Consider the following 14,847-nt stretch of genomic DNA (forward strand, 5'->3'; position numbering starts at 1 on the left):
GCATCTTGCTCGCTATTATCAAGAGCGAGCAAGATGCTCGCACTCCTCTATTTACCTGTAACTCATAAGTCTAGGAAGCGTTCTATCTAAAGCTACAGACAGTATTGAAAAATTTATTTAAGGGGCATCAAACTGAAATGAGTGAAATATCAGGGAGCGAGACCAACCAAAAACTTAATTTTGAGAGCGATAAAATTAAGCAGAACTTAATCGCCCAACAAGCCGATGGCAATATTTATCAATATAGTGGAGTGACGTTTAACGAGACCAAAATTATTCAATCTTCGTTTGAGGAGATTAAACACCGGGAGTTTATTTCTACGTCGCCCTACAAAGGCTTAAAGAAATTTGATTGTGAAGATAAAGACCTATTTTTTGGCCGCGACCAATTTTTAACGGGCTTAGTCAATGAACTGGAACAAAGCAATTTAATTTTACTGATGGGAGCAAGTGGGAGTGGGAAATCCTCGGTAATTAGAGCGGGTTTAATTCCTTGGTTAGCCCAGAAATGGGGTTTACGGTTTGTGAAAATCATCTTTACCCCGGATCGTGACCCTTTTGATTCGTTCTATGCCAGCTTACTGAGTAAATACAAACAAGCAGACGCCCAAATTGCCCGAGAAGCGAAAGCCGATACTCTGCATCGGGTGATTACCCAACTCAAACAGCCCGATGAATATTGGTTAATTGCGATCGACCAATTTGAGGAACTCTTTACCACGACTCAGGGTGATAAGCGTGACCTATTTATCAATAGCTTAGTCCACTTAAATAAAACCCAACTCAACGCCGTCAAAATCATCGGGACCATGCGGGCGGATTTCCTAGATAAACTGAGTCCGCACCCCAAATTAGCCAAAATCACCGATAAGCATCGCCCCCTGATTGCGGAAATGCAGCCGGATGAATTGCGATTGGCGATCGAGCAACCTGCCGCCCATCATGGCGTGCTTGTTAACCCCGAATTAGTCCAGGAAATTCTCAAAGACATTCAGGGACAAGCGGGATATTTACCCTTATTGCAATACACCCTCAACTTACTCTGGGAAACCGAACTTAAACAGAATTTAATCCAAGAACGCACCCTCAATCTCGCCACCTATCGCCAGTTAGGAAGAGTTCAAGGAGCCTTACAACAGCACGTCAATACCCTCTATGAGGCGCTATCACTGGAGGAAAAACAAGCCACCCAAAGAATCTTTCTAAAATTGGTGGATATTGGACAGGATGCTGCATCCGGCAGCGAATGGAAACCCGTCCGCAGAAGGGTTTCTAAATCCATATTTACCAGTGAACTAGAGCAGCAGGTTCTCCTTAAACTCATTAATGAAAATTTATTAGTCAGTGATTTTTCTCCAGAAACGCAAGAATCCACGATAGATATTACCCATGAAATTTTGCTGACTTCCTGGACTCAGTTGCATGAGTGGATTAAGGAAAATCGAGAGGCTATAGCCATTCGTAACCGCCTCAACTACGATATGAGTCTCTGTAAAGGCAAAAAAAAATCCGAGGATGAATTGTGGAGTGGATCTAAGTTAGAACAAGTTCTGGAACTCAGGAAAGATCCAAACTTTAATCAAGTGTTGGGGGGGTTTAGCCGAGAGGAAAATGAATTTATTGACTTGAGTCTAGGATTGCGTGATTCACAACGGCGCAAAAGTAATAGGAGACTCGCTAGGTTATGTCTATTTTTCTTCATATTAGCAGGGGGTGCGGGGTGGCAATGGCGATTAGCAGAAATCTCTAAACGAGAAACGATTGTCCGAAATTCACAGTTACTATTTAATCAAGGACAAAATTTTGACGCCCTGATAGAAATTTTACGAGTTGCCACCCCTTTTAAAAATGCCGTATTAACAGGGAAACCTCCGCTCTCTGTCCACGGTACTTTGATAGATGCCGTGTATGCAAAGAAAGAATATAAGCGATTAGAAGGACATCAGGAATCAGTAAATAGCATTGTCTTCAGTCCCGATGGCAAAACCCTGGCTTCTAGCAGTGGGGATAAGACTATCAAACTTTGGAATGTGGAGACTGGGGAAGAAATTCATACCTTGGCTGGACATCAGGATAAGGTTTGGAGCATCGCCTTCAGTCCCGATGGCAAAACCCTCGCTTCTAGCAGTTATGATAAGACTATCAAACTCTGGAATGTGGAGACGGGTAAAGAAATTCATACCTTCACTAGACATCAGCATTCGGTTGCGACCATCCGCTTCAGTCCCGATGGCAAAACCCTGGCTTCTAGTAGTATTGAAGATAAGACTATCAGCCTTTGGAATGTGGAGACAGGGGAAATTTTTCATACCTTGATTGGACATCATGATCAGGTTTGGCGCATCGCCTTTAGTCCCGAGGGAAATATCCTCGCTTCTGGGAGTAAAGATAAGACTATAAAAATCTGGAATGTAGAGACAGGAGAAGAAATTCATACCTTGACTGGACATCAGGATTTAATTTGGAGAATCGCTTTCAGTCCCGATGGCGCAACTCTCGCTTCTGGGAGTATGGATAACATGATCAAACTGTGGAATGTAGAGACTGGTAAAAATTTTTATACCTTGACTGGACATCAGCATTTGATTTGGAGTCTCGCCTTCCATCCAGATGGTAAAACTCTCGCTTCTGGGAGTGGGGATAAGACTATCAAACTGTGGAATGTAGAGACCGGAAAAGAAATTTATACCTTAACTGGACATGACGAAGAGGTGAAGAGTATTGCCTTCAGTCCTGATGGCAACACTTTAGCTTCTGGGAGTGTGGATAATAGTATCAAACTCTGGAATGTAGAGACTGGGGAAGAAATTCATACCTTGACTGGACATCAAGCGAGGGTTTTGCTCCTCGCTTTCACTCCCGATGGTAAAACCCTCGCTTCTATGAGTGATGATAACAGTATCAAACTTTGGACTGTGGAGATTAGAGAAGAAATTCATACCTTGATGGGGCATCAAAGTTGGGTGAATAGCATCGCCTTCAGTCCTGATGGCAACACTTTAGCTTCTGGGAGTGTGGATAATAGTATCAAACTCTGGAATGTGGAGGCTGGGGAAGAAATTCATACCTTGACTGGACATCAGGAACAGGTTAGTAGTATTGCCTTCAGTCCCGATGGCAACACTTTAGCTTCTGGAAGTGGGGATAACAGTATCAAACTCTGGAATGTGGAGACTGGGGAAGAAATTCATACCTTGACTGGACATCAGGAATGGGTTTATAGCATTGCCTTCAGTCCCGATGGCAACACTTTAGCTTCTGGAAGTGGGGATAACAGTATCAAACTCTGGAATGTGGAGACTGGGGAAGAAATTCATACCTTGACTGGACATCAGGAATGGGTTTATAGCATTGCCTTCAGTCCTGATGGCAACACTTTAGCTTCTGGGAGTGTGGATAATAGTATCAAACTCTGGAATGTGGAGACTGGGGAAAAAATTCATACCTTGACTGGACATCAGGAACAGGTTAGTAGTATTGCCTTCAGTCCCGATGGCAACACTTTAGCTTCTGGAAGTGGGGATAACAGTATCAAACTCTGGAATGTGGAGACTGGGGAAGAAATTCATACCTTGACTGGACATCAGGAATCGGTTTATAGCATTGCCTTCAGTCCCGATGGCCACACTTTAGCTTCTGGGAGTAGGGATAAAAGTATCAAACTCTGGAATGTGGAGACTGGGGAAGAAATTCAGACTTTGAGTAGACATCAAGATAGGGTTGAAAGTATCAGCTTCAGTCCCGATGGCAAAACCCTTGCTTCTGGGAGTGGGGATAAGACTATCAAACTGTGGGATGTGGAGACGGGGAAAGAAATTCCTACCTTGAGTAGACATCAGGGTGGGGTTGATAACATCGCCTTCCGTCCCCAGGATAATACCTTAGCTTTTTCCGCTGGCAATACAATCCATATCTGGAATATCAATTTTGAGGAACTCTTAAAACGGGGTTGTAAGCAGGTTTATCACTATTTAAAAACTAGCCCGAATGTGAGTAAAAGCGATCGCAAAATGTGTAATGGTATTGTTACAAACCAATGAGCGACAACTTTAAACGAATCCAAGAGGTTTTACCTCGCTTTCAAAGCTCTGATTGTGCTGCTGCCTCTGGCAAGGGAAGCAGAAAATTTACGGCAAGGGAACCAGAAACCGGGTTTCTGCGATACATCAGGTCTTTTTCTTTTTAAGCCTGTTCTACCGGACATGATATAATTTTTCATGTTTGGTGGGGTCTAATCCAGCAGAAGACCGATCGCAGCTAGTCCCCAGAAGCCGAACAATAACCAATCGCCCCATCGCACATAAAGGGTCTGAGTTTGGCGTCGGTAAATGGTATCGGTATGAATTTGATAGGTATTCTGTTCGGAAATCCAGAGGGTTTTGCCTTGGGGATTGACGATCGCCGAATAACCTGTATTGGTGGCACGAACCGCCCAGCGATCGGTCTCGATCGCCCGCATCACGTCTTGAGCATGATGTTGTTCCATCATGGTTGCGGTATAATGAGCATCATTAGACGCACTCAGGATAAACTCCCCTCCGGCTGCTGCTTGGCGTCGAAACAGTTCAGAAAAGGCAGAATCATAACAAATCCCGGCGATCGCTCGTCCGAAGGGTGTATCAAATACTTGATCCGGTTTCCCTGCCACTAATCGCGCCTCTAATGGTGATAACCTGGAGACGATTTTACCAAAAATTTCCTCAAATGGAATATATTCTCCCAAGGGAACCAGCTTGGTTTTATCGTACCGGCTAAAGGTTTCTCCATCGGGAGTTACGGTGATTAAACTATTGGTAAAGTTGCCCTCTCGACTGCCAAAGGTTCCCACCCAAGCTGTTGCATTATAATCCAGAATGGTTTGATAAAAGGAACTGTAACGGGTATTTTCATCGGTCCATAAATAGGGAAATGCAGTTTCGGGAATCAAGATGCCATCGACTCCCGCCTCGGCTAATTCTTGATAGCCTGTGGTATATCCTTCCAAGGCGCGACGCCATCCCTGGGAATCAAACTTAATTTCATTGGGAATATTCCCTTGAATGATGCCAACGGTTAAGGCAGTTTCTGGAGATTGGGTCAGGGGGCGATTGTAGAGAGCAAATCCAATTCCATGTAAAATCAGGAATAAAATAATGGGTGAAGCTAATAATAACCCTCGGGTTCGGGTGGGAGAGTTTCGGTTAGAATTGAAGGACAGGATGGCTTCAGCAATTAATCCATTGACGATGACGATCGCCCCGGTAATTGTGGTCGGTCCCGATAGTTGTCCCAGGTGCAAAATCACTAAGTTTTGGTGACTTTGGGTATAAGCGAGGGCGGTCCACCAGAGGTTTCCTGCACTCCATAAGGCTTCTAAACTACACCAGATAGCAGTTGCGATCGCTACCCGAACCCAGGGAGAGGGAGGATGTCCAGAAACTTTTGTAAATCGCCGAGTAATTGCGGTTAGAGTGATGGCCCAAACGGTGACTAATGCCGCACCCAAGAGGGTGATAAAAGTCCAACAAAAGGAGGCGATCGCCAAACTTGCCAGCCAAGGAACCCCCAACCAAGTCATCGGATGAATTCCGGTAATCCAAAACAAGGCGATGCCGTGATATCCGATTCCCCATAATAAAGGCAATCCTAAAAATTTCCACTGCCAGATTCGCTGAGTTTCTGAGGGGTTGCCTCCAGTTTTGACCAGGAGAATCCACAGGGGAACCAAGGCAATCCAAGCCAAGGGCCAAGCGTTGAAAGGGGCGGGGGTTAATCCCATTAAAATACCCCCGAATAAAGCGGCGGATAATCTCCAGAAATTGTTAGATTTTAAAGCAATTTTGATAGTATTTACCACGGCTATTTGTTTTAAATTATGGTTTTTGGATAATACAAATTAGTTATAAAGAAAGCGAGCCAGATGCTCGCTTTTTCTATTATAAACTAATTGTAAATTGCTACAACGGACAGGGTGAAAAACCTGCCGGTTGTGGCAATTATTAACGGTTCAGAGGGGTTTTAATTTTCCTCGTCGCTTCCGTTGTCCGGGGTGAGGTCATCCTCTTCACCAGATGCGGTGACTACATCAACTCCAGCTTCGATATCCAGGTCGATCGCGCTGTCGGTAGTGAGGTCATCTTCTTCACCAGATGCGGGAACTAAGGCCACTCCGGCGATCGCATCCGAAGAATCGAGACGCTGAACTCGCACTCCTCGGGCCGATCGCGACTGGGAGGAAATCGCCTTACTCGCCTGCCGAATGATAATCCCGCGATTGGTCACAATCATCAATTCATCATCTTCATTGACGATTCGCAAGGCCGCCAAACGGTCTTTTTCATTGCGGAATTTAATTGCACAAACGCCTTTTCCGGCCCGTCGTTGGAGGCGGAATTGCGTCACCGGAACCCGTTTCCCAAACCCGCCAGTGGTAATCACCAAGGCCCAAGGTCCTGGATAGGAAGAGGTTTCGGCAATGTTCTCTTCTTCCCCTTCTATCTCCTCAGTTTGGAGTTCCATTTCTTCCTGTTCGAGTTCTGCATCGAGTTCTACATCGAGTTCCAGATTTTCATCCTCGATCGCCTCCTCCATTGCAGCAGTCACTTGGGAGGGAAGCACATCCATGCTAATAATATTATCACCCTTGCGCAGGTTCATAGATTTCACCCCGCGCGTGGCCCGACCCAGAGGACGCAGTTGCTTATGATCCGCTTTGAAATGAATCGCCATTCCTTTAGCAGAACCGATGATAATAGTATCTTCCGGTCGCGCTTTCCGGACCCAGCGCAATTCGTCCCCTTCGGATAACGAGATAGCAATTAATCCATTGGCGCGGATATTGGAAAAGGCAGAAAGGGCAGTTTTTTTAATGTAACCGCCTTTAGTAAGCATCACCAAATATTCTTCATCGGAGAATTCTTCCACCGAAACAATGGAGGTGATTTTTTCATTAAAGGGAATCGGCAACATTTGAGTAATTGCCATGCCTCGGGCGGTGCGAGACCCGGTGGGAATTTGATAGGCATTCAGGGAGTACACAACCCCGCGATCGCTGAAGAACAAAATGGCATCATGGTCGCGACAGGTTAAGAAATGGGCAATCCCATCATCCTCTTTAATCTTCGCCCCAGATTTGCCTCGGGTGGCCCGACTTTGCGCCTCGAAGGTGTTAACCGGCATCCGCTTGATATACCCTTGTTCCGTAATCATCACCAGGGCTTTTTCATTGGCGATTAAGTCGGTAACATCGATTTCACCTTCGGCGTGTTCGATGACAGTGCGACGGGGGGTAGAAAACTTGGTTTTGAGTTCTACCGCTTCGTTTTCAATAATTTCTAAAACCCGTTCCCGCCTTGCCAAAATATCCCGCAAATCGGTGATAGTTAGTTGCAAGTCCTCATGTTCTTGTTGAATTTTATCGGCTTCTAAGGCGGTTAACCGGCGCAATTGCATTTGCAAAATGGCGTCCGCTTGAACTTCCGAAAATTCATAAGTAGCGATTAATTCTTGTTTGGCAGTGGGGGTATCCGCTGCCCGTCGAATTAGCGCAATAATGCTATCTAAATTTTCTAAGGCAATTAACAATCCCTGTAAGAGGTGGTCCCGTTCTTCCGCTTTTCGCAGTTCATAGCGTGTCCGGCGTTCGATGGTTTCGATACGGAATTCTAGGAAGACAGTGAGGAATTGTCTGAGGGTGAGTAACTGCGGTTCGCTGTTGACCAGCGCCAGCATATTTGCCCCGAAATTGGCCTGTAATGGAGTTTGTTTGTACAGGTTGTTGAGGACGACGCGGGGGTAAGCATCGCGCTTGAGTTCGATGACGATTCGCATCCCGTCGCGATCGCTCTCATCCCGGATATCCGAGATGCCTTCAAGACGCTTCTCGTTGACCATTTCGGCGATGCGCTCAATCATCGATGCCTTATTGGTTTGGTAAGGCAACTCGGTAATCACGATCGCGTCTCTGTCGGGACGTCCGCGATGTTCGATGGTTTCAATGGTTGCCACACCGCGCATGGTGATCGAACCCCGTCCGGTGGTATAGGCTTCTCGAATGCTGCCAACTCCCAGAATTTGGCCCCCGGTGGGAAAATCTGGACCGGGTATATATTGCATCAACTCAATATCTGTAATCTCGGGATTGTTAATCAGTGCGACTAACCCATCGAGAAGTTCTCCCAAGTTGTGGGGAGGAATATTGGTTGCCATCCCCACGGCGATGCCAGAGGACCCGTTGAGTAAGAGTTGGGGGACGCGGGTGGGTAGAACAATCGGTTCTTGCTGCGATCCATCAAAGTTATCAATGAAATCGACGGTTTCTTGGTCGATATCCCGTAACATCGCATCCATGCTCAGGGACTGTAGACGACATTCCGTATAACGCATGGCTGCCGGAGGGTCGTTATCAATGGAGCCAAAGTTGCCGTGACCATTGATCAGGGGCGATCGCATGGAAAAATCCTGGGCCATCCGTACCAAGGCATCGTAAACAGCGGTATCCCCGTGTGGATGGTACTTCCCGAGGACTTCCCCGACCACACGAGCGCATTTACGAAAGGGGCGGTCTGGGGTCAAGCCCAACTCGTGCATAGCATAGAGAATCCGCCTGTGTACAGGCTTCAGACCATCCCTAGCATCTGGGAGCGCCCGACCCACGATCACGCTCATGGCGTATTCGAGGTAGGACTGTTGCATTTCATTCCGCAGATCCGTCGGGATTATCCGCTCCGGGGAGGTGGTCATAAGATGAAAAACTCCAAAAATGTGAGACTAAATAACAATGAGCTACAGAACCGATTTGATGCTACCTCGCATCGAAATATTGCTAAATTCTGATAAATATTTTAACATAGATTGACCTAACTCGACCCAAAGCTGACGGCTTAAAATACCCTGATTTGTGGAGTGTTATTTGAGGGGGGATAATTATCAGTGGAGGGTGGTCAGTAGAGGGGGTTCAGTGAATAGTTGGCTGGGGGGAGTGGACAGTTCTCAGTGGTCAATGGACAATGGAGAATAGATCCTGAAGAAATTGCCTCAGACCAAGGACAAATGACCAAGGACAAATGACCCATGACAAATGACCAAGGATTGTTTTCTGTAATTTACTCGGAAGAATTTTTAGAGCATGATACGGGGCGATCGCATCCGGAACGTCCTGCTCGGTTAACCGCCATTGTTGAAGCGTTAAAAGCCTTACCCTGGGCCAGTCGCCTGTCCTGGCATCTGCCGACCCCGGGACATCAACCTTCGGTGCTCTCGGCGATCCAGCGGGTTCATACGCCGCGCCACATTCACGAAATCGAAGTCTTGGCAGAATCTGGGGGGGGGCGGTTAGAGCTAGATACCCCGGTTTCTCGCTACAGTTACGAGGTGGCGCTGCTGGCGGTGAGTGCCTGGTTGGATGGCATCGATCGCGTTGTGGAGACGGGGGAACCGGCATTCATATTAGCGCGACCTCCGGGACATCATGCTGAGAGCGATCGCGGCATGGGATTTTGTTTGTTTTCCAATGCGGCGATCGCCGCGACTCATGCCTTAGACAAGCATAAACTGCGCCGGGTTGCCATCCTGGATTGGGACGTGCATCATGGCAATGGCACCCAGGAAATTGTCGAAAAAAATCCCCAAATCGCTTACTGTTCTCTCCATCAATACCCCTGCTATCCCGGGACCGGCGCAGCCCATGAAACCGGCCCTTATGATAACATCCTCAATCTCCCTGTCCCCGCAGGCAGTACCCTCGCCGAATATCAGGTCTTGTTTGAGTCCAAGGTCATACCCTTTTTGCGCCGATTTCAACCGGATTTGTTAATCGTAAGCGCTGGATATGATGCCAATGCAGCAGATCCCTTAGCCCGAATCGACTTGCAACCGGAAGATTACGGCATCCTCACGGATTATTGTTTGCAACTGACTCGCCGGATCGTCTTCGGATTGGAGGGAGGATATCACCTAGATGCCCTGAGTCAGTCCGTAATCGCCACCATTGCACCCTGTCTGAAATTATCTTAAAACTATCGTGGCTCTTGGTTGAAGAGGGTGATCCTATCTTCCCTCTTTTCCCTTGAATTAAGAATCTTTGCCGATTTTAATTTTCGGCACCTCCAACCCGATTTCTGCCATTGCCTCTCGCCATTTGTCGATCCGAGTTTGAATCCGGTCTCTATTTTTGGTAGAGGAGGTAATTGATTCACTAAACTCGGGGTCTTGACACACTTTTTTAAGTGCCGCAATAATCTGGGGTTTGTTGCTGCGAATGTCCTCAGAACTGACATAAGCAAACGACAGCATAATTACATCATAAATAGCGCGGTTGATGGATTTTTCCCATCCCGTATCGGGAGTATAGCGCCGGAAAGCTCCGTAATCAAAAACCGCGAACACATCATCAATCGCTTTTCTAAAGATTTCGCGATGATGCTCGATGGTTTCATCGTCAAAATGAATTCCCTGTTCGAGGTATTGATCCAGGAATTTCGATAACGTGCCACGATAGGCGATCGGGTCGAAAAAGAACGCAAAAAAGCGCAAAATCATTTCACAATCTTGCATCCGTTTGTCGATACTCAGAACCCGACGAGTTTTTTGGAAAACTTCATCCTCGGAAAGTTCTAAAATTAAATCATTCAACTTGCCCCGATAGACGCTGTTGCGGATTTCCTGAGCATTCAGGGGGACAAAGCCGGTATTTAATCGCTCAAAGACATCAAATTTAATATCCGGGTGAGATTCTTTGAGAATGACAATACAACGAATGGTCCGAGAGAGGAGCAATCGTTGGTAAGAAACCTCAAGGTCTTGAAATTTTTTGCGGTTAATGTCCGGTAAGATTCTTAACGCCCGTAGGGAAAATTCATCATTGAGAAACCGATAAATCGCGGTCAATCGTTGTTGACCGTCAATGACACTATAGGACCCATCATCTAATTCGGCAAAATAACAGACGGGAATGGGAACATTGAGCAGGAGAGATTCAATCAACCGACTGCATTTGGTTTGGTCCCAAACTTGACGCCGCTGAAATTTATCGGCCAAAACCAGAGTCTGGTCATCAATCTGAGCTTTGAGCGATCGGATCACAAAGTCATAAGGATGCGTGACGAGCTTTCTATCCTTCACCGGGATATTGAGTTCCTCCTCTAACTCTTCTTCGTCTTCCTCTTCAAATTGATCCTCAAGTAGTTCCTGGCTATCTTCAACTTGAGTGCCAAGACCGTCTTCTAGCATTGCCTCCCTCCTTATTCTCTGCATCGCTTGCTTTCTACTGCCCTACAAGTATCTTTACTTTGAGACTGTTTGGCTCTCCGGGGATTGAACCGGCAAGACCCACGGTTTACTGTGGCAAGCTTATTGTTACAGTGTAACAGTTAGGTGAACTCCAAGGGTTAGTTGGGTCTTGGTTTGGCCCGGATGGGGTGAATGGATGACCCATTCCCTGGGCAAGAGGGAGTACAGATATAGGGTAGGGATTGCCTACCCTACTCTACATTTAGGCTCTAGCTTGACTGGCGTCGGTAGACTTCTTCCAGAATTCCCAAAAGCCTCCCTTTTTTAAAAGCCCCCCTTTTTAAGGGGGGTTGGGGGGATAGATTCAGAATGAAAGCAACAGGGTGTAGTTTTCTCCCGGAACGCTGGGGATTGAACGGCAAAAATGGCGCTTTGGAAATCCAGTTTTTAGGGTGGGGTGGGTTAGTCCAGGTAGCTGGATCCCAACATCACGAGAGAACAAGAAAGCTCTTGGATGACACTTGTGGTGACATCATCCATCTCTAATCCGGACATGGTGCGGCGTCTGGTGGCTTGGAGAATCACCAAATCATAGCCGATCGCCTCGTTGAGAATCGCCCCCGGGATATCATCATTCGGCGCAATCACAATCTGAATTTGCGTCGGATCACTCGGGGCTAATTCCGTGATTAAGGCAGAAAGTTCACCCTGGATCCGAGCATTGACCTCTTCCGGTGTCCGGCGATCGCAAACATGGAATAAGGTCACCTGTCCCCCATTCATCTGGGCTAAATTATAGGCAAACCGCACGGAAAATACCGCCCGCGCAACCAGATTATCCACTAAGACTAGAATTCGTTTCATTTGCAGGGGGGAACCGATCAAGCGCGTCACCGCTACGGGACAATGCGCTGTCCATAAGAGGCGATCGATCACGTTCCCAAATAATCTCGCCCGCAGGGTTGTGGTTTCCCCCCATCCCATGACAATTAAACTGGCTTTTTGCTCTCGACTTGCATGAGCAATTCCTTGGGCGATATCATCATCAATGCGAACTGCGGGTTCTGCTTTGACCCCAAATTCTTGAGACAGTTGCACGGCTGCGGCGACTAAATTTTCACTCCGGATGAGGGCAGCATCCACCGCTGAGGCTTCCATTTGTGCCATCACCCGGGCGATCGACAGGGGAACGATTCGGCCTTCTTCCTGGCGCACCAGCAAGGCTGCCATTTCTACTAAATTCTTTTCGGTTTCTGGGTTATAAACCGGCACAATCACCGTAAATGGACCATTGGGCTGATTTCCTTCATCAAAAGGCGTTTTCACCGTATCCAAATTAGTCGTCGGTGGGGTCAAACTGGCTGCCGCCCGCGCTGTTAAAAATGGCCCTAATGTGGCGGTGACTAACATCATCACAATCACCGTATTCAGGACCTCTTCACTCAACAAGCGCTCTCCTAAAGGGTTCAAGCTGTTATATCCCACAATGGTGGCGGCGAGGGTTGCCGCCACTTGGGGAATGGACAGGGACCAAATTGCCAGGGTCTCGGCGCGAGTGTATCGATACAGCAGTTGAGTGATCAATGCCGCCAGCAATTTACTGACTAATAACCCTAAAATAATCGCTAGGGTCAACCAAAATGAAGTCAGGGTTGCGATAAAAGCAGGAAGGTCAATTAATAGCCCTAAATTCACCATAAAAATGGGAATAAAGAGGACACTACCCACAAACACAACCTTTTCTTTCACTGGACCGGAACCCATTGCGCCATTAACGGCCATTCCGGCTAAAAATGCACCTACAATTTTTTCAACCCCAATGATTTGAGCGCCAACGGCTGCTAAGAAAACAGCCAGTAAGACAAACAAAAATTGATTGCCTTCTTCATCTCCAGACCGCTTAAAAAATTCCCGTCCTGCCCAGTCAAACCCAAATAGCACAATGCCCGTATATAGGGTTAAGAGGACGAGCATGATTGCCAAATTTCCGAGACTAAAACTCCCGGCATGAACGCTGACGCAGACGGCTAAGACCAACAAAGCCGGAATATTGGTAAAAATGGTTCCGCCAATGGTCACCATTACCGCTTCATTGCCCATCAAACCCAATCGACTGAGAATGGGATAACCGAGGGGAGTATGAGAGGAGAGCAACGATCCAATTAACAGGGAAGCATTCCAACTAAATCCAAAGAATCGGGCGATGATGGCTCCCATAATAAATGGGAAAATAAAGGTTAAACTGCCAAATCCAATGGAGCGATTTTTTACTTTTTGAAACTCGGTCATATCCATTTCCAGACCGGCCACAAACATCAGGTAAACTACCCCAATGTCGGACAGAAGTTTCATGGTTTCAGATTGGGGCTGTAAGAGCTGCAATCCATTGGGGCCAAAGGCTACTCCAGCCGCCAATAGGCCAATTAATCCGGGCAGTTGTAGTCGTTCAAAGAAAATTGGGACGACTAAAATAACCGCCAGTAGAACGGCAAAGGCAAAGATGGGTTCGTTCTTTAAAAAGTCGAGGGCGAGTTCCATGCAGGTAGGAGGCTGAATTTTTTTTATTCTATCTCAGGGTTTCCAAATTTTACCGGAGGCGATCGCCTAAATTTAGGGATAATTTTTACGGCTTACCACGCCTCTCTACGGGTAATTTGTAGAAACAATTTAGGAAGGTTTGTAGTCGTTCTGATTTTTTTAGTGATAGTAAAGAGCCAAAAATTTGTGATATAGATAACACTTTTAGGCGACAAGAGATGCTAGGAGTTGGGGAGAAAATGCGCAAGGCGATCGCCGACTGGATGATGAAAGGGTGATCAGAGGCTTAGGTTGAAACCTTCACCCTTCATCCAATGATTGACCTAGGGAAGAGGCTAATTGCTCGATCGCCGTTACAGTCCGCTCTAATTCGGCAAATAAATCGGGATTAACCGCTGTTAAACGAAAAGCTTCCACCAAGGCGCGATAATACCAGAGTGTCCCGGTTTTACCCCCTTTAAAACGGTCCCAGACAGCCTCTCCAATTGCGCGATAATCTTGAAGAATTGACCGGGAATTGTGCAATTTATCCGAGGCACTCACCAACAGGACCGAGGGGGAAGCCGTGGGAAGATGAGACAGATAGAGTTCTTTGCGCGATCGCCAGGGGGGTTTGGGGATAGAATCGGCATCGGTGCAAGCTTCGACAATTGTCGCTACCGTATCTCCAAAGCGACGGCGAATTTCTGCCCCGGTAGCAGCCCCCCCTTGATCCTCGATCGCATCATGGAGTAACGCTGCGATCGCCTCATCTTCATTGGCCCCATATTCCAAGGCAATACTCGTGACCCCCAGTAAATGCGCCACATAAGGTACCCCCGAACCCTTGCGCTGTTGTTGCGCGTGGAGTTCCGCCGCAAAGGTTAAAGCCTGATTAAAGCGGTTTGATAGCATTGATCTGCCTTCCGAATGACCGACTTAGGATACGCTGAATTTTAACAGGTTCAGGACCAACTCACCCTCACCCCGTTTCTGAATTTTGGGGTGAGACTGCTCAAAAATCCCGGATTAGATGCCCGCAACTAGAGTTACTAAAACAATCCCCCCAAATTTTTAGGCCCCGGTTAAATTATCATGGAAAGATGTCAGGCAAAATGCTCT

At 47.0% G+C, this 14,847-nt stretch carries 7 protein-coding genes; 2 read left to right on the forward strand and 5 right to left on the reverse strand.

Annotation, left to right across the window (positions count from 1 at the left end; genetic code table 11):
• Positions 1-137 precede the first annotated feature (137 nt).
• A complete protein-coding gene (locus tag NG796_RS12290) occupies positions 138-4,040 on the forward strand; it encodes an NACHT and WD repeat domain-containing protein (RefSeq protein ID WP_261207064.1) in 3,903 nt (1,300 codons plus the stop codon).
• Positions 4,041-4,231: 191 nt separating this feature from the next.
• Here NG796_RS12290 and lnt read toward each other — a convergent pair whose 3' ends face one another.
• Positions 4,232-5,758, reverse strand: a complete 1,527-nt coding sequence (lnt, locus tag NG796_RS12295; protein WP_261207066.1) for an apolipoprotein N-acyltransferase — start codon at positions 5,756-5,758, stop codon at positions 4,232-4,234.
• Positions 5,759-5,997: 239 nt separating this feature from the next.
• The gene (gene gyrA / locus NG796_RS12300; RefSeq protein WP_261207068.1) at positions 5,998-8,721 is read right to left on the reverse strand and encodes a DNA gyrase subunit A; all 2,724 of its coding nucleotides are present in this window, start codon (positions 8,719-8,721) and stop codon (positions 5,998-6,000) included.
• A gap of 348 nt (positions 8,722-9,069) precedes the next feature.
• Here gyrA and NG796_RS12305 point away from each other — a divergent pair, with 348 nt between their 5' ends.
• On the forward strand, positions 9,070-9,993 hold the full coding sequence (locus NG796_RS12305) for a histone deacetylase (protein ID WP_261207150.1): 924 nt from the start codon (positions 9,070-9,072) through the stop codon (positions 9,991-9,993).
• 57 nt (positions 9,994-10,050) lie between these two features.
• On the opposite strand, the gene NG796_RS12310 is transcribed toward NG796_RS12305, so the two are convergent.
• The 3 genes from NG796_RS12310 to NG796_RS12320 all read right to left on the reverse strand — a co-directional run bounded on the left by NG796_RS12310 (position 10,051) and on the right by NG796_RS12320 (position 14,640).
• Positions 10,051-11,208: a DUF262 domain-containing protein gene (locus NG796_RS12310; RefSeq protein WP_261207070.1), complete on the reverse strand. Its 1,158-nt coding sequence runs from the start codon at positions 11,206-11,208 to the stop codon at positions 10,051-10,053.
• Between the two features lie 462 nt (positions 11,209-11,670).
• A complete protein-coding gene (locus tag NG796_RS12315) occupies positions 11,671-13,746 on the reverse strand; it encodes a cation:proton antiporter (RefSeq protein ID WP_261207072.1) in 2,076 nt (691 codons plus the stop codon).
• Between the two features lie 300 nt (positions 13,747-14,046).
• On the reverse strand, positions 14,047-14,640 hold the full coding sequence (locus tag NG796_RS12320; RefSeq protein WP_261207074.1) for an HD domain-containing protein: 594 nt from the start codon (positions 14,638-14,640) through the stop codon (positions 14,047-14,049).
• Positions 14,641-14,847 lie beyond the last annotated feature (207 nt).

It is taken from the genome of Laspinema sp. D2d (assembly GCF_025370755.1).
Taxonomy (GTDB): domain Bacteria; phylum Cyanobacteriota; class Cyanobacteriia; order Cyanobacteriales; family Laspinemataceae; genus Laspinema.